Origin of the sequence: Frankia sp. BMG5.23 (genome assembly GCF_000685765.2) — a bacterium.
Classification (GTDB): Bacteria; Actinomycetota; Actinomycetes; order Frankiales; family Frankiaceae; genus Frankia; species Frankia casuarinae.
The window spans coordinates 1-18,847 of the sequence record NZ_JDWE01000015.1 but is presented as its reverse complement, the minus strand read 5'-3'; the positions used below and the strand labels follow the sequence as shown (position 1 = coordinate 18,847).

At 70.9% G+C, this 18,847-nt stretch carries 17 protein-coding genes and 4 pseudogenes; 10 read left to right on the top strand and 11 right to left on the bottom strand.

Features of this window, described 5'->3' with window-relative positions:
- The 4 genes from BMG523DRAFT_RS26365 to BMG523DRAFT_RS25880 form a co-directional block, all read right to left on the bottom strand.
- Positions 1–1,110 (bottom strand): CopD family protein (locus tag BMG523DRAFT_RS26365; RefSeq protein WP_368671093.1); only part of this gene is annotated, 1,110 nt, incomplete at its 3' end.
- 4 nt (positions 1,111–1,114) lie between these two features.
- A complete protein-coding gene (locus BMG523DRAFT_RS09365; protein WP_011437182.1) occupies positions 1,115–1,912 on the bottom strand; it encodes a copper resistance CopC family protein in 798 nt (265 codons plus the stop codon).
- A gap of 167 nt (positions 1,913–2,079) precedes the next feature.
- Positions 2,080–3,138: a hypothetical protein gene (locus tag BMG523DRAFT_RS09360; protein WP_011437181.1), complete on the bottom strand. Its 1,059-nt coding sequence runs from the start codon at positions 3,136–3,138 to the stop codon at positions 2,080–2,082.
- Positions 3,139–3,188: 50 nt separating this feature from the next.
- Positions 3,189–3,596, bottom strand: a complete 408-nt coding sequence (locus BMG523DRAFT_RS25880) for a hypothetical protein (RefSeq protein ID WP_043590903.1) — start codon at positions 3,594–3,596, stop codon at positions 3,189–3,191.
- Between the two features lie 230 nt (positions 3,597–3,826).
- Here BMG523DRAFT_RS25880 and BMG523DRAFT_RS09350 point away from each other — a divergent pair, with 230 nt between their 5' ends.
- Together BMG523DRAFT_RS09350 and BMG523DRAFT_RS09345 are read left to right on the top strand one after the other, a co-directional pair.
- The gene (locus tag BMG523DRAFT_RS09350) at positions 3,827–4,774 is read left to right on the top strand and encodes an NAD-dependent protein deacetylase (RefSeq protein WP_011437179.1); all 948 of its coding nucleotides are present in this window, start codon (positions 3,827–3,829) and stop codon (positions 4,772–4,774) included.
- Positions 4,775–4,785: 11 nt separating this feature from the next.
- Entirely contained in the window at positions 4,786–5,490 is a 705-nt protein-coding gene (locus tag BMG523DRAFT_RS09345) for a GNAT family N-acetyltransferase (RefSeq protein WP_023840750.1), read from the top strand.
- Here the strand turns inward: BMG523DRAFT_RS09345 and BMG523DRAFT_RS09340 are convergent.
- Positions 5,477–8,119 (bottom strand): AAA family ATPase, encoded by a 2,643-nt coding sequence (locus BMG523DRAFT_RS09340; protein ID WP_011437177.1) that lies wholly within the window; start codon positions 8,117–8,119, stop codon positions 5,477–5,479. The genes BMG523DRAFT_RS09345 and BMG523DRAFT_RS09340 overlap by 14 nt on opposite strands.
- Complete coding sequence (locus tag BMG523DRAFT_RS09335; RefSeq protein WP_049761093.1) at positions 8,116–8,463, bottom strand: chaperone modulator CbpM; 348 nt, start codon at positions 8,461–8,463, stop codon at positions 8,116–8,118. Before BMG523DRAFT_RS09335 ends, BMG523DRAFT_RS09340 begins: the two co-directional genes overlap by 4 nt.
- Before the next feature lie 388 nt (positions 8,464–8,851).
- Between BMG523DRAFT_RS09335 and BMG523DRAFT_RS22920 the strand changes: the two are divergent.
- Positions 8,852–9,004, top strand: a pseudogene (locus tag BMG523DRAFT_RS22920) (Ada metal-binding domain-containing protein); the annotation flags it as partial.
- Here the strand turns inward: BMG523DRAFT_RS22920 and BMG523DRAFT_RS09330 are convergent.
- The 3 genes from BMG523DRAFT_RS09330 to BMG523DRAFT_RS09320 are packed head-to-tail and all read right to left on the bottom strand — an operon-like array spanning position 8,967 to position 10,007.
- Positions 8,967–9,215, bottom strand: a complete 249-nt coding sequence (locus BMG523DRAFT_RS09330; RefSeq protein WP_235463024.1) for a hypothetical protein — start codon at positions 9,213–9,215, stop codon at positions 8,967–8,969. The pseudogene BMG523DRAFT_RS22920 and the gene BMG523DRAFT_RS09330 sit on opposite strands and share 38 nt — an antisense overlap.
- 20 nt (positions 9,216–9,235) lie before the next feature.
- Positions 9,236–9,628, bottom strand: coding sequence for a protealysin inhibitor emfourin (locus BMG523DRAFT_RS09325; RefSeq protein ID WP_023840748.1), 393 nt, complete (start codon positions 9,626–9,628; stop codon positions 9,236–9,238).
- 46 nt (positions 9,629–9,674) lie between these two features.
- The gene (locus BMG523DRAFT_RS09320; protein WP_035910726.1) at positions 9,675–10,007 is read right to left on the bottom strand and encodes a YnfA family protein; all 333 of its coding nucleotides are present in this window, start codon (positions 10,005–10,007) and stop codon (positions 9,675–9,677) included.
- Between the two features lie 211 nt (positions 10,008–10,218).
- On the opposite strand from BMG523DRAFT_RS09320, the gene BMG523DRAFT_RS09315 reads away from it, so the two are divergent.
- Together BMG523DRAFT_RS09315 and BMG523DRAFT_RS09310 are read left to right on the top strand one after the other, a co-directional pair.
- Positions 10,219–11,472: a thiamine pyrophosphate-dependent enzyme gene (locus BMG523DRAFT_RS09315; protein WP_011437174.1), complete on the top strand. Its 1,254-nt coding sequence runs from the start codon at positions 10,219–10,221 to the stop codon at positions 11,470–11,472.
- Between the two features lie 101 nt (positions 11,473–11,573).
- Positions 11,574–13,328, top strand: coding sequence for an aldehyde dehydrogenase family protein (locus BMG523DRAFT_RS09310; RefSeq protein ID WP_043590902.1), 1,755 nt, complete (start codon positions 11,574–11,576; stop codon positions 13,326–13,328).
- A gap of 115 nt (positions 13,329–13,443) precedes the next feature.
- Here BMG523DRAFT_RS09310 and BMG523DRAFT_RS26360 read toward each other — a convergent pair.
- Positions 13,444–13,920: pseudogene (locus BMG523DRAFT_RS26360) on the bottom strand (acetoacetate decarboxylase family protein); the annotation flags it as partial.
- A gap of 217 nt (positions 13,921–14,137) precedes the next feature.
- Here BMG523DRAFT_RS26360 and BMG523DRAFT_RS09305 point away from each other — a divergent pair.
- Positions 14,138–14,632, top strand: coding sequence for an LppP/LprE family lipoprotein (locus BMG523DRAFT_RS09305; RefSeq protein WP_023840746.1), 495 nt, complete (start codon positions 14,138–14,140; stop codon positions 14,630–14,632).
- 162 nt (positions 14,633–14,794) lie between these two features.
- Here BMG523DRAFT_RS09305 and mce read toward each other — a convergent pair whose 3' ends face one another.
- Positions 14,795–15,220, bottom strand: a complete 426-nt coding sequence (gene mce, locus BMG523DRAFT_RS09300) for a methylmalonyl-CoA epimerase (protein WP_011437170.1) — start codon at positions 15,218–15,220, stop codon at positions 14,795–14,797.
- Between the two features lie 400 nt (positions 15,221–15,620).
- On the opposite strand from mce, the gene BMG523DRAFT_RS09295 reads away from it, so the two are divergent.
- From BMG523DRAFT_RS09295 to tnpB, 4 genes and pseudogenes are all read left to right on the top strand, one after another.
- On the top strand, positions 15,621–16,055 hold the full coding sequence (locus tag BMG523DRAFT_RS09295) for a MerR family transcriptional regulator (RefSeq protein ID WP_011437169.1): 435 nt from the start codon (positions 15,621–15,623) through the stop codon (positions 16,053–16,055).
- A gap of 211 nt (positions 16,056–16,266) precedes the next feature.
- The gene (locus tag BMG523DRAFT_RS09290; RefSeq protein ID WP_011437168.1) at positions 16,267–16,809 is read left to right on the top strand and encodes a MerR family transcriptional regulator; all 543 of its coding nucleotides are present in this window, start codon (positions 16,267–16,269) and stop codon (positions 16,807–16,809) included.
- Between the two features lie 365 nt (positions 16,810–17,174).
- A pseudogene (locus tag BMG523DRAFT_RS09285) lies at positions 17,175–17,746 on the top strand (IS607 family transposase).
- Positions 17,743–18,847: pseudogene (gene tnpB, locus BMG523DRAFT_RS09280) on the top strand (IS607 family element RNA-guided endonuclease TnpB); the annotation flags it as partial. The pseudogenes BMG523DRAFT_RS09285 and tnpB, both read left to right, overlap by 4 nt.

The following is an 18,847-nucleotide window of genomic DNA, read 5'->3' as shown; positions in this document are numbered from 1 at the left end:
GGTGCCGGTCTGGTCGGTGGTGCCGGTCTGGTCGGTGGGCGTCGTCACCGTGAGCCCGGCGACGACCCGGCGGCGCACCAGACCACCGAGCGTGACGGCGGCCAGCAGGCCCGCGGCCTTGAGCAGGACCAGCAGGCCGTAGCGGGTGTCCCACAACGGGGTGAAGCCGCCGAGCCGCAGGGCCGCACCGGCGATCCCGCTGATTGCCGTGACGGCCGCCGCCCCGGCCGCGAACCGGCTGTACCGGCGCAGCGCCGGGCCGAACAAGCTCGCCGGCAGCCGCACCGCGGTGAGCAGGCCGAGTAGACCACCCACCCATGCCGTGGCCGCCAATACGTGCACGCCGAGGGCCACCACGGCGATCGCATGATCGCCGGACGTAGCGGCGTGGCCAACCAGGATCGGCGGCACGATGCCGGCGACCGCGACAGCGAGCAGGGCCCCGGTCGCGGTCGTCGTCGTGACTGTACGGCCGATCACCGCGATGACGGCAGCCAGGGCCGCCACGACGAGTAGCGCCCGGCCCTGGGAGGTGGTGGAGACGAAGGAGCGCAGCGAGGAGACATCCAGGACGTCGCCGGCCGGGCGCGCGGAGATCTCGGACAGGGTGAACAGCAGCTCCACGAGGGTGGCCAGCATCCACAGAGCCGCGGCGTTCGCCGCGTACCGGCCGCACCGCCGGGCCGTGGGCGACAGGATGCCCACCCGGGACCCGTTGCCGGCCGCACCGTGTTTCGCCGGAAGAAGGACGGCGGCCGTGAGAAGCCACCCGATCGTCCCCACGGCGGCGATCCTGCCGACCAGATGGGCGAACGGCAGTGCCCAGTAGGTGAGCGTGCCGGACGAAGGCAGACCGGGCAGCCGCAGGGGGCCTGGCCCGAAACCGACGACCAGGGCCAGTGCCACGCATCCGGCCGCGACGGCGACGGGCGCCATCCGTCCGACCGCCGCCGTCCGTCCGCCAGCCGAGGGGGAGCGGCTGGCGGGGATGGTCCTGGTGAGAGCGGCGGCATGCGGAGGAGCGGCCGGAGCCGTGGGCGTGGTGGGGTCTGCGGGCGTGGTGGGGTTGTTCGTTATGGCGGGGTTTTTCCTGGCGGCGGGGGTGTCCATGGGGTCAGCGCGCTCCGGAGTGACGTCGCCGCAGGGCGAACAAGGTACCGCCACCGAGCGTGAGGATACCGGCGATCACGACAGGGAGTATCCAGCCACCGCCACCGCCACCGCCACTGCTCCCGCCCCCGCCGTCCGCGGGTCCCGTATCGGCCGTGACGGCCGTGACGGCCGTGACGGCCGCGGACGGGGCCGGCGCGGCACCCGTGGTCGGACTCGCGGTGGCTGCCGGGGTCGGCGTCGTGGTGACCGGAGACGGGGGCGGGGATCCCTCCTGGCCCGCGGACGCCGTGCTGCCGGCAACGGTGAAGGCGAACTCGCCGCCGACCGGATGACCGTCCTCGGACACGACCCGATAGGCCACCGTGTAGCGACCGTCGCGGAGAGCGGTGAGGCCCTGGTGGACGGTGCCGCCCTCGACGCGGGTGGCACCGGCGGTCACGCCGGCGCCGTCGGCCGCCGTGACGGCGACGTTCGTGTAGCGCGGGGACACCGGCTCGTTGAATGTCAGGATGATCTCATGTGGCGGGGCGGTGAGAGTGCTGTCCGCCACCGGGGTGGTGGTGACCAGACGTGAATGCGCCGATGCGGGGGTGGCCAGTCCGAGCAGGAGCGCCGGGACGAGCGCCGCTGCGAGGCCAAGCGTCACAACCAGGCTGATCGCAGCGGCAAGGCTGGTGGGCCCCGTGCCGCCCGTACCACCGGTGGCGTGGGCGGCACCGGTGAGGTCGGCGAACCGGGTGCCGCCCCTCCCCGGGACTGCCGTGCGCCGTCTCTCAGTCGGCCTCGCCTCTGGTCGCACCCAGCAGATTCTACGCGCCGTAGAAACGTGGCCACCGCGTCCGATCCAAGATAATCAACAATGTTGACGTCCTCCCGCGACGCGTATGTTCCGCTCACTGTTTTCGCTGCCGTTGCTGCTGACGACCGGCCTCGGCTCATCGGCCGAGGCCGGTGGCGGGCCGGCGGTCAGCTGCCGCTGTCGTGGTCCACCGGAGCCGGCCGTGGATGATCGGGAAGGACGATCGGCGCGACGAGCACGGTGTCATGGCCGTCCGCGGTGGTCACGAGCGCGGGCCAGAGGCCGTCGTTGACGCAGTTCTTCGCGAATTCGCTGGCCCGGGCCGGGGGAGAGGCCAGGGACACGAATCGGCCCTCGGTCGTCGCGAGGAGCAGGTGCGCGCCGATCAGGGAGTGCCGCATTGCCTGTTCCCGGTGCCGCCGGCGGCGCGCCTCAAGGGAGACGTGATCCATCGCTTCCTCGGCCGGAAGATGCCAGCCCGAGGTGTTCACCAGTTCCGCCCGGAGCCGGACCAGGCGATGTGCTCCGGTCTCCCCGGTCTGATGTGCCCAGGTCTGCAGTCCGGCGTTCAACCGCAGCTCTCCCTGCACGGCCCAGCTGTCCCAGGTGATGCGGGTCGGTTCCGCCTCGCCGTGGCCGCTCACGGTCTCCACCCGCCGACCGGAGGGGGCGCTGAACCGGACGGTGTGGGGTGGTCCGAGTCCCGCCGAGACGCCACCGCTCGCCGGACCGGCCAGCTCCCATGGATTTGGCCGTGGCGCGCTCAGGCGGGGCAGCCAGTTCCGCCGCGGCCCCGCGGCGGTCGGTACCGCGCTGCCGGGAGGCGCCGCCAACAGGTCCGTGACCGTCACCACATCGTCGACCTGGCGCGGGACGAACTCGTCCCAGCCGCGGGGCTCGGCATCTCCCGCAGGCCGGCCGCCTGGTGGAAAGCGGCCCCCGTCCCCGGGGCCACGATCCACGAAACGGACCGTCATCTGCAGGTAGCGCACCCGGACTCGCAGCGTGACGTCGGGGATGGCGGCGGGGCCGCACTCCAGGAGACACTCCGCGTGGGCGTGCGAACGCTCCTCCGGGTGGGCGAGGGCATAGCACGGTGGGGTCAGCACCCCGATCCGCCGGTCCGAGCCGCGTGTGATGGCGCGGTCGGGACGGATGGGCTCCTCGCGGTAGATCTCGGCGTCCGCGATCGCCGCGGTCTGGTTGAACGGCGAACGAACCGTCATTGCATCCCCCTGCCCTGGATGGGTCTGGCCCGGACGGACGAACGGATGAGCTAGAGAACGGCGATCGCCTCCCCGGCGTGAACCAGCACGGCATCACCGGGATGGGCGTCAACCAGGGCGATGCCCACCTCCTCCGTTCCGGCGGGAGTGCGGACGACGGCGAGGGCTCCGGGCAAGAGGCGGATGACCTCCGCCTCGATGGTCTCCTCCGACCGGGCGATGCGCCCGGCCGCCTCACATACCGGCGCGGCCGGACCGGGATGGACCGAGGCCAGCTCAGCCTCCATCGCGGCCGGTCGGCCCGCGCTCGTGCCGGCGGCCATGCCGACGGTTTTGACGGTGGTCCTGGTCGTGGTCGACGCGGCTGACCTGCCGTGAGCGACTGAGCCGGAGGGGTGGCGCCGGGCGTCCCCCGACTCGGCGTGCCTGGTGCCGACCTGTGCGTTCTCGCCGTCCATCGTCGTAACCATCCTCGGGAAGGCTGGCTTCGCCGCAACCGTACGACTCAGAGCCTGATCACACCACCCGGCTACGACGACTACACGACGTATCGATGCCGGTGTCCGAAACATCAACCTGCCGGGACGTCTTCCCCCGGCTCCATCCCCGGACGGGCAGGCTTCATCCCCGGACGGGCAGGGAGTGGTGGCGCCGAACGGGCATCCGGGGCACGGGTAGATCGGGCAGCATGGACGGTGTGAGGGACGGTGCGCGACAGCAGGCGGCGGGTGGCGGGGGCGAGGCGTTCGACCGGCTCTGCTCGCTGGTCGCGGCCGGCGGGGTCGCGGTGGTGACCGGTGCGGGGATCTCCACCGACTCCGGTATTCCGGACTATCGGGGTCCGAACGGGGCACTGCGCCGTCACACCCCGATGACGTACCAGGAGTTCACCGATGATCCCGCGGCCCGGCACCGCTACTGGGCCCGCAGCCATGCAGGGTGGCGGCGGGTGGCCCGGGCGGAGCCGAACCCGGGCCACCGGGCACTGGCCCGGTTGGAGCAGGACGGCCTGGTGACCGGCGTCGTGACGCAGAACGTTGACGGCCTGCACCAGCGCGCCGGCTCACGGCGCGTCATCGATTTGCACGGTAGGCTGTCGCGCGTGCTGTGTCGCGGCTGCGGCGACGTGAGCCCTCGCCTCGAGCTCGACCAGCGTCTGCGGGCGGTCAATCCCGGATTCCATGTCGGCGCCGCGCAGACCAACCCGGACGGCGATGTCACGCTCCCCGACGACATGGTCGCCGCCTTCGTCATGGTGGGCTGCCGCCGGTGTGGCGGTGACGAGCTGGAACCGGACGTGGTGTTCTTCGGTGCGACCGTGCCGCGGCCGCGTGTCGCGGAGGCGCTCCGGCTGGTCGAGGGGGCCAGGGCGCTGCTGATCCTCGGGTCGTCGCTGACGGTGATGTCCGGCTACCGGTTCGTGCTCCGTGCGGCGGAGCTCGACATCCCGGTCGCGATCGTCAACCAGGGTCCGACTCGGGGGGACAGCCGCGCGGCCGTCCGAGTCGACGCGCCTCTGGGCCTGCTGCTTCCCCGTCTCGCCGCCGCCGTGACGCCCCCGTCCGCCCGTTCTCCCGTCCCGTTACCCGCTATGCGCTCGCTCGCATTCCCGGGGGACTACCCCCGGGAGCTGTGAGGATGGGGAGGATGCGATCGGTTTCCCATGCCTACCCGGGCGACCTCACGTTCCGCCGTGCGACCGAGGCCGACGTCGCGGCGATCGTTGAGCTCGTCGAGTCCGCGTACCGGGGGGAGTCCAGTCGCGCGGGGTGGACCACCGAGGCCGACCTGCTCGCCGGGCGGCGCACCGACGCCGCCGCGGTCGGCGCGGCACTGGCGGCGCTGGACAGCGTGGTGCTGCTCGCGCAGGACCCGGACGGAGCCCTCCTCGGCTGCTGCCACGTGGAACGACGGGTCGAGCCACCGGCCCGGTCGGAGCACGCGGCGACCGAGGTGACCGATGCGACCGAGGTGACCCGGTCGGGGTATGCCACCCACGGGCAGGCTGACGCGGAGCGGTGTGGCCCGGATGTATCACCGTTGATCGGGTCCTACTTCGGCATGTTCGCGGTAAGCCCGACCCGCCAGGGCAACGGGCTCGGCGACACTCTGCTGCGGCTCGCCGAACGGCACGCCGTGACGGCCTGCTCCGCGGCCTGGACGGACCTGCTGGTCATCGCCCAACGGGCCGAGCTGATCGCCTGGTATCAGCGGCGCGGATACGTCCTGACCACCAGAACGAGCCCGTTCCCCTACGACGACGAACGGTTCGGCCGGCCGCTGCGACCAGATCTCTACTTCGTCGTCCTCCGCAAGAGGTTCGGCGACCGCCCGGGGTTCAGCGACCGCTGAGCGTGCCGGACCGTCCGTGCCGGACCGTCAGCGTGTCTCCGGCGAGGTCGACGACCACCGCGGAACCGTCGTCGACCTCACCGGCGATCATTTCCCGCCCGATCCGGGTCTCCACCTCGCGTTGCAGGTAGCGGCGCAGCGGGCGGGCGCCATGGACCGGGTCGTAGCCCTGACGGGCGATGAACATCCGGGCCGGCTCGGTGATGTCCAGGGTGATGCGCCGATCCGCCAATCGGGCCCGCAGGTCGTCCACCAGCAGGTCGACGATCCGCTCGATCTCGGGCAGGGTCAGCGGGGAGAACAGCACGACCTCGTCGAGCTGGTGGAGGAACTCGGGCCGGAACGCCCGGCGCAGGTCGGCCGTGATCCGAACGCGGACCTCGGGCCCGGCTGTCCCCTCGGCGTCCGGACCGCCGGTGAGCCGTTCGGACCCCACACCGGAGGTCAGGATGACGACGGTGCCACGGAAGTCGACGGTGCGTCCCCGGGCGTCGGTGAGCCGACCGTCGCTCAGGACCTGCAGCAGGATGTTGAGGACGTCGGCGTGTGCCTTCTCGATCTCGTCGAACAGCACCACCGCGTAGGGCTTGCGTCGTACCGCCTCGGTGAGCTGCCCGCCCTCGACGAGCCCGGTCTGGCCGGGTGGGGCGCCCAGCAGCCGGCCGACGCTGTGCCGCTCCTGGTACTCGCCCAGGTCGATGCGGATCAGACTGTCCTCGGAGTCGAACAGGGCCGTCGCCAGGGCCCGGGCCAACTCGGTCTTCCCGATCCCCATCGGCCCGAGGAAGAGGAATGACCCGATCGGGCGGCGCGGGTTCCCGATGCCCGCGCGGGCCCGGAGCACCGTGTCGGCGACGAGCCGCACCGCCTCGTCCTGTCCGACGACCCGGGCGCGCAGGACCTGGTCGAGGCGTCGCAGCTTCTCCCGTTCCCTCTCGAGGAGCCGGGCCACCGGGATCCCCGTCCAGCGGGAGACCAGATCGGCGATCTCGTCGGCGGTCACCATCTCGCGCAGCAACCGGTGGCCGCCCCGCTGGGGGGTGAGCCGTTCGGACTCGTCGGCGAGCCGCCGGTCCAGTTCGGGCAGGCGGGTGTGGCGCAGCTCCGCTGCGGTCCCCAGGTCGTGTGCCCGTTCGGCATCCTCGGCCCGCCGCCGGGCCTGTTCGATCTCCTCCCGCAGCCCCCGGACCCGCCGAATGGCCTGGCGTTCGGCCTCCCACCGCGCGCGCATCGTGTTCGCCGCGGCCCGCACGTCGGCGAGTTCCCCACGGAGCTGGTCCAGTCGGGCGATGCTCGCCGGATCGGATTCCTGCGCGAGTGCGGCCTCCTCGATCTCCAGCCGGACCACCCTACGGGTGATCTCGTCGAGGCCGGTCGGCATCGAGTCGATGTCGGTGCGCAGCATGGCGCCCGCCTCGTCGACGAGGTCGATCGCCTTGTCCGGCAGGAAACGGTCGCTGATGTACCGATGGGACAGCACCGCCGCCGAGACCAGGGCCGCGTCGGCGATCCGAACCCCGTGGAAGATCTCCAACCGTCCTCGCAGCCCGCGCAGGATGGAGATGGTGTCCGCCACCGATGGCTCGTTGATTATGACGGTCTGGAACCGGCGTGCGAACGCGGGGTCGGACTCGATCTGCCGGCGGTACTCCTCGAGTGTCGTCGTCCCGATCAGGTGCAGGTCGCCGCGGATCAGCAGCGGCTTGAGCACGTTGCCGGCATCCGTCTTCCCTTCGGCGGCACCCGCCCCCAGGACGGCGTGCAGTTCGTCGACGAACAGCAGGATCCGCCCTTCGGATGCCGTGACCTGGGCCATGACCGCCTTGAGTCGTTCCTCGAACGCACCGCGGTGCGCCGTCCCGGCCGCCAGCGCGCCCAGGTCGAGCTGGAACACCCTCCTGTTCCGCAGGCTGTCCGGAACGTCCCCGCGGAAGATCCGGTCGGCGAGGCCCTCGACGATCGCGGTCTTGCCGACTCCGGGGTCGCCGAGCAGCACGGGATTGTTCTTCGTCCGGCGGGACAGGATCTGGATCACTCGGCGGATCTCGGCGTCCCGCCCGATCAGGGGGTCGAGGCGGCCGTTGCGGGCGTCGACGACGAGGTCGCGTCCGTACTTCTCCAGCGCGTCGTCCGTGGCCGTCGGCGAGGCGGAGATGATGCGCCGGTCTCCGCGCACCCGGGTCAGCGCGATGAGCAGCCGTTCCCGGGTCAGACCCTGCTCGTGCAGGATCCGGCCGGCCGGTGTCGTGGGTCCCTCCTCGAGCAGGGCCAGCAGCAGGTGTTCGACCGAGATGTACTCGTCGCCGAGGCGGTGTGTCTCCCGTTCGGCGGCGTCGAGGGCCCTGGACAGCCGCTGCGTCATGTACACCTCGCCCGGTCGGACCCCCGGTCGGACCCCCGGTCCGGACACCCGCGGTCTGCGCTCCAGCTCCGTCTCCACCGCACCGGTGAGGGCGGGTGGGGTACCACCCGATGCGACCATGAGGCGCGGGACCAGCCCGTCCGGCTGCTCGACAAGCGCGGCGAGCAGATGTTCCCCGTCGACCTCGGTGTGGCCGAATCGCATCGCCCTGGTCTGGGCCGCCTTCAGCGCGTCCTGGGCGCCCTCGGTCAGCTTGGTCAACTTCATCGGTACTCCTCGCCGGGGCCGTCACGGCCGGGGCCATCGCGGCCGGGGCCGTCGCGATGGCCCCGGCCGCGCTGTTCGAGCTCGTCGATGCGGTCGCGCAGGTCCAGCACGACGCCGGTGGCCGCATAGGTAATGCCGAGGTCGCGGCGCAGCCGTTCGATACGCACCGCCCGCCCGACCGCGCGGATCGGCAGCCACCACTGCCCTGCCCGGTCGACGCGCACGTCGAGCAGGCCGAGGGCGACCAACCGGCGGACGATGTCCGGACCCAGCCGGGTGAGCAGGCAGAAGGAGTCCAGTCCGAGAAGATCCAGACCGGGTTCGACGCCGCCCGGGTGGGTGATCCGGGTGACCGGGACGGTCGGGCCGGGATCGCTTCCGACTGCCCATCCCACGATTACCTCCTGCTGATGGATACCTCTTGCTGATGGGCCGATCCGGTGGTCCCCGTCCGCATGGGAGATGTGGAGGGCCGGTCCGGAGGAGCGCACCGCCCGTGCGGCGGAGACCTGGCCTGGGCGCGGGTACGGTCGAGCCAGATCATCTCCGGGTAGTGGTCCGATTACCCATGTGACCGTAGGTCGGATCCGAGGGCGTTCGCAACCAGAGGTGACGACTCAACGACGGATAGGTGTGGTCTCCGGGGATGGCCGCGCTTGCCAGGCGCCTGCGGGCACGACGTCCGATTTCCGCCAGCATGCGAGGCGGGACTCGTCGAGAGTGGGTGGAGTGATGACGGACCAGAGCCGCTACGAGGCGCTGCGTAGCCGGGACGCGCGCTTCGATGGCGCGTTCTTCTCCGCCGTCACCACCACCGGCATCTACTGCCGCCCGAGTTGTCCAGCCATCACGCCGAAGCGGGAGAACGTCCGGTTCTTTCCGACGGTACCGGGTCGAGAACGGGCAGGCGTGGTCGATCCTGGCATTGCGCGGCCAGGGTGTGCAGTTCGGCGGCGTTCTCGAACGTCAGCATCCAGGGGTAGCAGCGGCGTCCGAGAGTCCAGCTGGGACGGTCCCAGTGGTTGCCGGGTCGGTCCAGGCCGGCGAAGCGGTGCCAGTCGTCGACGACTGGGTCCGCGGTGCGCGAGGTGGTCAACCTCGCTGTCAGCGACACCGCTAGGGACGGCTCGCGGGCAGCAGCGGCGCGGTGCGCAGCAGCGCCAGCAGCGGGCGGACCTCGTCGGGCACCGGCTCGGAGAACGTCCGCACCGCGTGCTCCCCGGCCCGGTCGATCTCCAGGGTGTAGACGAACCGGTCCGCGCCGACGTCGCGCTGCTCCCGGGCCTCGGTGGAACCCCGAGCCTCGATGGAATCTACCTGACCGGCATCCGCGGCGTCCGTTGTGGCCACGAGACCGCCGCGGTGCACCGCCTCGCGGGCCAGGCGGCGCAGGTTCTCGGCCTCCTGCTCACTGAGATCGACCGTGTCCAGACCGCGGCGCACGCTGCGCCCGAGAAGCCCACCGGAACGCTCCAGCACGACCCGTACACGTTCCGCGGTGCGCGCCATGAGCCATATTGTGCGCCGTCAGCCGTCAGCCGTCAGCCGTCAGCCGTCACACGCGCCGGGCGTACATGATGACGGCGACGCCGAGCAGGCAGATCGCGGCTCCGGCGAGGTCGTAGCGGTCGGGTCGGAAGCCGTCGACGGCCACGCCCCAGAGCAGGGAACCGGCGACGAAGACCCCGCCGTAGGCGGCGAGGATCCGGCCGAAGTGCGCGTCCGGTTGGAGGGTCGCGACGAAGCCGTAGGCGGCCAGGAACCCGATCCCGAGCCCCACCCAGACCGGCCCGCGGTGCTCGCGCACGCCCTGCCACACGAGCCAGGCACCACCGATCTCCGTGACCGCGGCCACCACGAACAGCAGCAGGGACCGGACGACGCCCACGTGCGTCACGATAGTCAGTATCCTCCCGGCATCGTCATCCTTCCGGCATCGCTCTGCGGCCTCGGAATCCTGTGGCCGGAATCTCGTCGTTACCGCGTCCGTGTTTTCACCCCGTCCGCACCGCGTAGTGTCGCATGGGTACACCGCTCTTTTTCGATGGTTTCCGATGGTAGGACGTCCTGCGATCTTCGGGTGGGGAGGGGTGCTCGGTATGAATGTCGTACGGGATCCGGAACTGATTACCGGCGGGCCGATGCGGCGGCTCGAACCGGATTCGGTGGACGGTCTCGCTCCGCATCGTTTTCCTGGCGCGTTCGGGGAGAACACCTCACCCGCGGCGGGTGAACTCAACGACGGCGGCATCCGACTGCTCGCCCCCGATGGTTCGCTGGTCGCCGATTCTCGGTTCTCGGTGCTCGCCGACCACGAGCTGCGCATGGAATTCTACACCTCCATGGTCCTGGCCCGCCGGCTGGACGAGGAGGCCACGGCCCTGCAACGTCAGGGTGAGCTGGTCCTGTGGATCCCGCTGCGGGGGCAGGAGGCTGCGCAGGTCGGATCCGCCGCGGCCGCGCGTCCCCGGGATTACCTGTTCCCCAGTTACCGGGAACACGCGGTCGCCTGGCACCGCGGTGTCCCGGCGGTCGAGGTGATTCGGCTGCTGCGGGGAGTGAGTCACGATGGCTGGGACACGCACCGTCACAATATGGCTAATTACACGATTGTTCTGGCGGCCCAGACGCTGCACGCCGTCGGTTTCGGGATGGGGGTGCTCCTTGACGGCGCAGCCGGCACCGGCACCGGCACCGGCGGTACCGGCGGCACCGGCACCGGCGGCACCGATACCGATACCGACATGGCGGTGATGGTGTATCTCGGTGACGGTGCGATGAGTCAGGGTGATGCCAACGAGGCATTCGTGTGGGCGGCGAGTTTCGGTGCGCCCGTCGTCTTCTTCTGCCAGAATAATCAGTGGGCGATTTCCACGCCGAGCCGGCGGCAGTCCCCGGTGCGGTTGGCCCGCCGGGCCGACGGGTTCGGCTTCCCCGGCCTGCGCGTCGATGGTAACGACGTGCTCGCGGTGCACGCGGTGACCACTTGGGCGCTCGACCGTGCGCGCAGCGGTCGCGGCCCGGTGCTCATCGAGGCCAACACCTACCGGATGGCCCCGCACACCACCTCCGACGACGCGACTCGGTACCAGCCGCCGGACGAGATCACCGCCTGGCAGGCCCGGGATCCCATCGAGCGCCTCCGTCGGCTGCTCGCCGCCGAGGTCGAGGCCGGCTGGTTCGACGAGGTCCGCCGGCGGGCCGACGTCGCCGCGGCCGATCTGCGTCGGGACACCCTCGCCCTCGACCCGCCGGACCCCTCCTCGATGCTCGACCATGTCGCCGCGGAGGAGACGGCCGATCAGCGCCGGCAACGGGAGTGGTTCGCCGCGTACCGCGACTCGTTCCTCTGAGGATGATCTGAGGATGACGGGACTCGTTTCTCTGTGGGTGGCGGTCATATCCTCGCCGGGTAAGGGAAGGACGTTCCGCCACCCGCGGCGAGGAGCTCCCCATGCGGCCGACCCCGCAGAACCCGCAGAACCCGCAGAACCCGCAGACCGTAGCGAACCGGGAGACCGGGGTGACTGAGGGGGTCGGTCCGGCGGTCTACCCGGCGGCCGGCATCGGGACGCTCCTGTCGACGGATCCGGCCACCGGCGCGGTGGTCGCGAGCTTCCCGGTGATGGAGCCGACCCAGGTGCGGGCGGCCGTGGCGTCCGCCCGGTCGGCGGCGGGCTGGTGGGCGGGGCTCGCGGCGGCACGGCGGCGCGACCATCTGCTGCGCTGGGCGGCGCACCTCGTCCGTCACGAGACCGAGCTGATCGACCTCCTGCACGCCGAGAACGGCAAGACCGCCGCCGATGCCCGCATCGAGCTGCTGCTGACGTTGGAACACATCCGCTGGGCGGCCCGCAACGCCGCCCGCGTGCTGCGGACCCGCCGGGTGTCGCCCGGCCCGTTCCTGGCGAACCACACCGGACGGATCGAGTACCGCCCGTTCGGGGTCGTCGGGGTGATCGGGCCGTGGAACTATCCGCTGTTCACCCCGAGCGGTTCGATCGCGTATGCCCTGGCAGCCGGTAACACGGTGGTCTTCAAGCCCAGCGAGTACACCCCGGCGGTGGGCGCGTACCTGGTCGCGGCGTTCGCCGCGGCGAATCCGGACGCGCCGGCCGGGGTCCTGACCATGGTCACCGGCTTCGGTCCGACCGGTGCCGCCCTGTGTACAGCCGGGGTCGACAAGATTGCCTTTACCGGTTCGCCCGCGACCGGCCGCCTGGTCATGGCGGCCTGCGCGTCGTCCCTCGTCCCGGTGGTGATCGAATGCGGCGGCAAGGACCCGCTGATCGTCGCCGACGACGCTGACGTGGCCGCCGCCGCGCGGGCAGCGGCCTGGGGAGCGATGTCCAATGGCGGCCAGACCTGTGCCGGGGTTGAGCGGATCTACGTGACCGAGGCGGTCGCCGCGCCCTTCCTCGCCGCACTGCGCCGCGAGCTCGACGGGGTTCGTCCCGGTGCCGACCGGGACGCATCCTACGGTCCGATGACGATGCCCGGCCAGGCGGCGATCGTGCGCCGCCACGTGGCTGACGCGCTGGCCCGCGGCGCGACCGCCCTGATCGGCGGGACGGAGTCGGTGGGGGACACCTTCATCGAACCGGTCGTGCTGGTCGACGTGCCGGAGGGCAGCCCCGCCGTGCAGGAGGAGACGTTCGGGCCGGTCGCCACCGTCCGGACCGTCGCCGACGTTGACGAGGCCGTCACGCTGGCCAACGGCACCCCGTACGCGCTCGGTGCGACGGTTTTCTCCCGGTCCCGGGGAGACGAGATCGCCAGCCGGCTCGACGCTGGGATGGTGTCCGTCAACGCGGTGCTGGCGTTTGCCGGGATGCCCGCCCTGCCCTTCGGGGGCAGCGGCGAAAGCGGGTTCGGCCGGGTGCACGGCGCGGAGGGGCTGCGCGAGTTCGTCCGCCCCCGCTCGGTCGCCACCCTGCGGATGCACGTGCCGGGAGCGACCCTGACCACCTTCCGCCGGGCGCCGGGTGCGCTCGCCGTCACCGCGGTGACGGCGCGGCTCCGGCACGGCGGCGGCTGGGCCGGCTGGGCCGGCTGGGCCAGCCGGGTGGCCGGGCGGGTCAGGCCGGTCGGCGGGGCGGCCGGGCCTCTCGACAGGCCCCTCGGCGGGCACGTCGGGTCGGACGAGGGATTCCGTCCCGGCCGGCTCCGGCTCCGAAAATCATCCGGAAGTCGTCCAGACGGACGGTGAGCCGAGGCCGGTGCCCGGTGAGGAAACCCAGCGGACCCTCCGCCGCCGGGTCCCATCGTGACCGGTGCAGGGCGAGCCGCCCGGCCAGCCGCACCGGGCTCACCCGGGGCTGACCGTCGAGATCCTGCACCACGCGGAAGCGGACCGGCCACCTGCCCGGCAGCCGCCGTCCCCGGCTTACCGCCGCGGCGACGATCGTCCCGGTGGCGTCCCGGGCGTGCAGGTGGGTGCCGTCGGCGTCCCCGGCCGTTTCCGGTCGTGTGGACGTGCCCGGTCGTTCGGTGAAGACGGCCAGTTCCTTGGGAATCCCCCACAGGGCGCGACCGCCGACCTGGGATGCCGGGCTGTCCACCCAGATATGCGGGACCGTCACGCGCAGGTGCCGCCTGTGCCATACCAGCAAGGCGGCCATGACCTCACGGTAGGCGAGGACGCCACGCGGATCGTAGCGAACCCAGACGGTGGCCACCGGGACCCGGCCGAGAACGGTCACCGCCCGGGGGAGGGCGCCGGCCAGCGCCGCGCGGGGCACGAACCAGACGGAGACGACCATCCTACCGCGCAGCTCCCAGGGTTCCGGCGGGTACGCCACCCACCGACACTAGTGCCCCCGACAGTGCCCCCGACAGCACGGCTTCCCGCCCGTTCCGGTGTGGAGCCCGCCAGATCCGCCGGCCGGGGGACTGACCGGTTCGAATCGGGCGACATACCGGCCATACCCCCTAGCTGGTCGGCGCCCACCGAAGAGGGCATCTAGGTTGGGCCGGGTCGGCACGGAAGTCGGGTCAGCACGGAACCTGGGAGGTCTCATGGCGCTACGTCGCGGACTTGCCGTTTCAGTGATGATCGGTACGTTCACCCTGATGGGCGGGATCGCCGGAACAGCCTCCGCTGCCTCGTCCACCTCCGGCGCGCCGGCGCTGGGCATCGCCAACGCCGCGGCGGTGGTCCGATCGGCGGGGTACACGCCGATCGTCCTCGGCGGTTATGACCGGAGCAACGATCTCAGCGTGATCGTCGGACTGCTGTCGACATCCGGGGACGGGCATCCGCAGCGGGCGTTCTTCTTCCATCGTGGCCGGTTCATCGGCTACGACTCGCCGCAGCCGAGCGCCACGATCCGCTGGATCTGGTCCACCGACCGGGTCGTCGCCCTCCAGTACGATCTCTACCGGCCAAGCGACCCGATGTGCTGCCCGACAGCGGGTGGTGCGACCGTGCGTTACCAGTGGAACGGTTCATCGGTGGTCCCGCTCGATCCGGTCCCGACCGCGAACGTGTCCGCCGCGAGAAGCCGCCGGTGATCCGCGACCGGTGATCCCCGGTCCATGATCCGCCATGGGCCGGGGCCGTCGCCGGGTGCCGCCGGGCGCGCCGCCGGGGATTCATCGCCCCGCGCCTTCGCTGCCCCGCCCGGACAGGGGCCGGTCAGGGGATGGCTGCGACGCGGGGTCGTCCGGCCCGGCTCAGTGCCCCTCGGCGGCCTCGACGAGTTCGGTGAGCACGCCTCCGAGGCCCTTGGGATGGATGAACGCGATCCGGCTGCCGGCGGTGCCGTGCACCGGAGTCTTGTTGACCAGATCGAATCCGGTCATGGTCAGGGTCGCCAGGGCGCTGTCGATGTCGGCGACGCCGTAGGCGATGTGGTGGATGCCCGGCCCCCGCTTGGCCAGGAACTTCCCGATCGGGCTGTCCTCGCGCAGCGGTTCCAGCAGCTGGACGTAGGAGTTCCCGGTCTTGCCGCTGTGGACCAGCAGCATCGCTTCGCGCACCCCTTGGCGCTCGTTCTCCTCCTGGTGCACGACCTCCAGACCGAATGCCTCCTCATAGCGGGGGATGGCCTCGGTGAGGGAAGCCACCGCGATCCCGACGTGGTCGATCCTGGTCAGCACAGCCGTCTCCTCGTTCTGCCGGCCCGCGATCGGGGCCTGTCCGCCGATGTCCCACCGCCCCTGGCGCGAAGCGATGGGGTCCGCACTGAGCCTGCCGGTTCACGATCCCGGCGTCGACCGATCGGCCCCCGTGACGTGAGTGGAGTCCGCGGACGTGGGGTGACGTGGGCGACCCGGGCTGGGCCCCACCCTGCCCGCTGCCTCGCCAGGGGTCCACGCCGCCGGCGTGGTTGTGGATGTTTCCATGGGTGGGCGTTGTTCTTCCAGTGTGCTCACGGTGTGGCGGTGTGGGGTTCGGGGCCTAGTTGCGGACTCTGTTCGAGTCTCCGCAGGACAGGCCGTAGAGTCGAGTGTCAACCATTTTAGCCCGAGTCTTCGAGGCACGAACGTAAGGGTTACGGTGTCCACGACGCGTCGCGATCGTTCCGCGTTCCGCGCGGCCCGCGGAAACACCCGTCAGATAGGTGAGGTTGCCGAGCGGGTCGGGCTTTCGCTGCGCGCGGTCCGGTACTACGAGGAAGCCGGACTGCTTACTCCCGCCGGACGTACGCCGGGTGGCTTCCGTCTGTACGACGACGAGGCCGTCGATCGGCTGCTGGTCATCAAGAAGATGAAGTCGCTGGGGTTCACGTTGGAGGAGATGCGGTCGCTGTTGTCGGTGCGCGACGAGCTGTCGGATTCGACGATCTCCGAGAGTCGGCGGACCGAACTGCGCGAGCGGCTGCATACCTGGGTCGTGCTGGCTGAGGAGAAGCTGGCCACCCTGCGGCAGCAGGCGGGAGTCGCGGAGGACTTCGTCATCGGCCTGCACGGTGATGCGGATCGGACGGTATGACGGACTCGTGAATCCATGGTCACCGATCCGGGGTGGCGGCCGGCGCTCGGGCTCCTGTGGAGCAACCGGAGTCCGTTGGTGACCGACGTCACGGTCGGCGTCGGCCGTGGATTACTAGATCTTTACCGGTCCTGTGTAGCTGCGAGTGGCCGATACTAGAGACGCTTGACACTCGAATACCAGTCGCCATGCTCACGTGATAAGGGTTGAATTGTCCATAACCAGCAGCGCCGGGTCTTCCGCCGATGCCCGTGACGGCCGCTACCGGATCGGTGACGTTGCCACCCTGGTGACCTTGTCCCTGCGTACCGCCCGCTTCTACGAGGATGCCGGCCTGCTCGCGCCGGTAGGCCACACCTCGGGTGGTTTCCCGCTGTACGACGACGACGCACTCGACCGGTTTTTCCTCATCAAGAAGATGAAACCGCTGGGGTTCACGCTCGAGGAGATGCGCTCTCTCATCACATTGCGTGAGCGGATCAGCCAGCCCGATCTTGCCCCGGATCATCGCAGGGAACTGCGGGAACGGTTGAGAACCTGGGTTACCCTGGCCGAGGAGAAGCTCGCATCCCTGCAGGAACAGGTGCGTCTCGCCGAGGACTTCATGATTGGACTGCGGGACGATACCGCCCGGTCGCTGCGGGAAAGTCCGGATCACCGGGACGTTGCCGATAAAGACGATCTTGGTCCCGGTCGCCTGGACAGCTCGTTCCTCGATTTTCTCGATGATCCCTTCGGGCCCGAGGAGAACTGACCCGGCCCGGCATCACGAGGCACAGCGCCCCCACCGGCCTGGCCGCGGTGGCGTGACCTCATGTCCCGTGGCGGTGGTCGAGCCGCGCTGCTGGAGATCGGTGACGGTCCGGGACTGGGGTTCGTCACCGAACTGCGGCCTTCCCGGGCAGGGACACCCTCCGGCGGTCGGCTCGACACGGGTCGAGGGTCGGCGGGTGCCGCCTGGGTGGACCGGACGATCCGGCGGGGGCGCCACGGGATCCGGGACCGGTCGGGCAGGCGTCGTCGTCCGTATCCCCTTGGGGTTGTTAGCTGTTGTCGAATCGGCGTCTGATGGCGTCTGATGGCGTCTGATGGCGTCTGATGGCGCCGTATAGTGGCCGTGTGAACCTTAAGGAGTGGGCCGCTGCGAACGGCGTCGGGTACACCACGGCACGCCGCTGGTACCGCGACGGCTTCCTCCCGGTCCCTGCCCGTAAGGTCGGCGGGCTGGTGATCGTCGACGAGCCTGCCGCCCCTGTCCGGCAGGTTGCCGCGGTGGTGTACGCGCGGGTGTCGTCAGCGGACCAGCGCTTCGACCTGTCCGGTAGGTTGCCCGCGTCGCGATGTGGTGTGGCGAAAACGGTGTCACGGTCGGTCGGGTCGTTACCGAGGTCGGTTCCGTACTCAACGGTCACCGGCGGAAGTTCCTCGGCCTGCTGCGGGACCCGGACGTGTCGACGATCGTCGTGGAGCACCGGGACCGGTTTGCCCGGGTCGGCGCCGAGTATGTCGAGGCGGCACTGTCCGCGCAGGGCCGACGCCTGCTCGTTGTCGACTCCGCGGAGGTGGACGACGACCTTGTCCGGGACGTCACCGAGATCCTGACGTCGCTGTGCGCCCGACTGTATGGTCGTCGCGCCGCAGCCAGCCGGGCCGCCCGCGCGGTCGCCGCCGCCATGGAGACGGACGGATGAAGACTTTCCAGGCGTACCGGTTCGCTCTCGATCCAAACACCGTCCGGCTTGCCGCTCTGCGCCGGCATGCCGGGGCAGAGCGGTTCGCCTACAACTGGGGTCTGGTCCGGGTGAAAGCCGCGTTCGCGCAGCGCGAGGCCGAACAGTCCTACGGGCTGACCGGTGATCTGCTCACCCCGGTGTCGTGGACGCTGCCCGCGTTGCGGCTGGCCTGGAACGCTGCGAAACACAAGCTGGCCCCGTGGTGGGCGCGGTGCTCGAAGGAGGCGTTCCGCGCTGGCCTGGATCAGCTTGCCCGGGGGTTGAAGAACTTCACCGACTCCCGGTAAGGGAAGCGGAAGGGCCGGCGGGTCGGTTTCCCCGGTTCAAGAAGCGCGGGAGGGCCCGTGACTCGTTCCGGTACACCACCGGCGCCTACGGTCCGGCTGGGGATCGGCAGGTGAAGCTGCCCCGGGTCGGCCGGGTCAAGGTGCATGAGCCGATGGGTGCGCTGACCGGCCGGCTCGTCGACGGGTCCGCACGCCTGCTGGGCGCGACCGTGTCCCGGACCGCGGGGCGCTGGTTCGTGGCGTTCACCGTGGAGGCCGACCGTGATGTCCCCGGCAAGCCGTCTACCCGGCAGCGCCGGGGCGGCCCGGTCGGGGTCGACCTGGGTGTGAGGCACCTCGCCGTCCTGTCGACCGGCGAGACCGTCGAGAACCCCAGGCCGCTGGCCCGGTCGCTGCGCGAACTGCGCCGCGCGTCGCGGGCCTACGCCCGCTCCACGCCCGGCAGCGCCGGTCGCCGTAGACACGCCGCCACCCTCGGTCGCCTCCATGCCCGCGTCGCCTACCAGCGCCGCGACGGGCTGCACAAGCTCACCGCCCGGCTGGCCAAGACCCACGACACGATCGTGGTGGAAGACCTGCACGTGGCCGGGATGGTCCGTAACCGCCGTCTTGCCCGTGCCGTGTCCGATACCGGGATGGCCGAGGTCCGCCGCCAGCTCGCCTACAAGACCCTCTGGTACGGATCGACGCTCGTGGTCGCGGACCGCTGGTATCCAAGCTCGAAGACCTGTTCCGACTGCGGCTGGCGAAACCCAGGCCTCACCCTGTCGGA

Coding starts and splice junctions, on each gene's coding strand:
- BMG523DRAFT_RS09350 (WP_011437179.1), top strand. CDS start 3,827: ATGGACGGTGTGAGGGACGGTGCGCGACAGCAGGCGGCGGGTGGCGGG.
- BMG523DRAFT_RS09310 (WP_043590902.1), top strand. CDS start 11,574: ATGCGGCCGACCCCGCAGAACCCGCAGAACCCGCAGAACCCGCAGACC.
- BMG523DRAFT_RS25880 (WP_043590903.1), bottom strand. CDS start 3,596: ATGGACGGCGAGAACGCACAGGTCGGCACCAGGCACGCCGAGTCGGGG.
- BMG523DRAFT_RS09340 (WP_011437177.1), bottom strand. CDS start 8,119: ATGAAGTTGACCAAGCTGACCGAGGGCGCCCAGGACGCGCTGAAGGCG.
- BMG523DRAFT_RS09345 (WP_023840750.1), top strand. CDS start 4,786: ATGCGATCGGTTTCCCATGCCTACCCGGGCGACCTCACGTTCCGCCGT.
- BMG523DRAFT_RS09360 (WP_011437181.1), bottom strand. CDS start 3,138: ATGACGGTTCGTTCGCCGTTCAACCAGACCGCGGCGATCGCGGACGCC.
- BMG523DRAFT_RS09305 (WP_023840746.1), top strand. CDS start 14,138: ATGGCGCTACGTCGCGGACTTGCCGTTTCAGTGATGATCGGTACGTTC.
- BMG523DRAFT_RS09315 (WP_011437174.1), top strand. CDS start 10,219: ATGAATGTCGTACGGGATCCGGAACTGATTACCGGCGGGCCGATGCGG.
- BMG523DRAFT_RS09325 (WP_023840748.1), bottom strand. CDS start 9,628: ATGGCGCGCACCGCGGAACGTGTACGGGTCGTGCTGGAGCGTTCCGGT.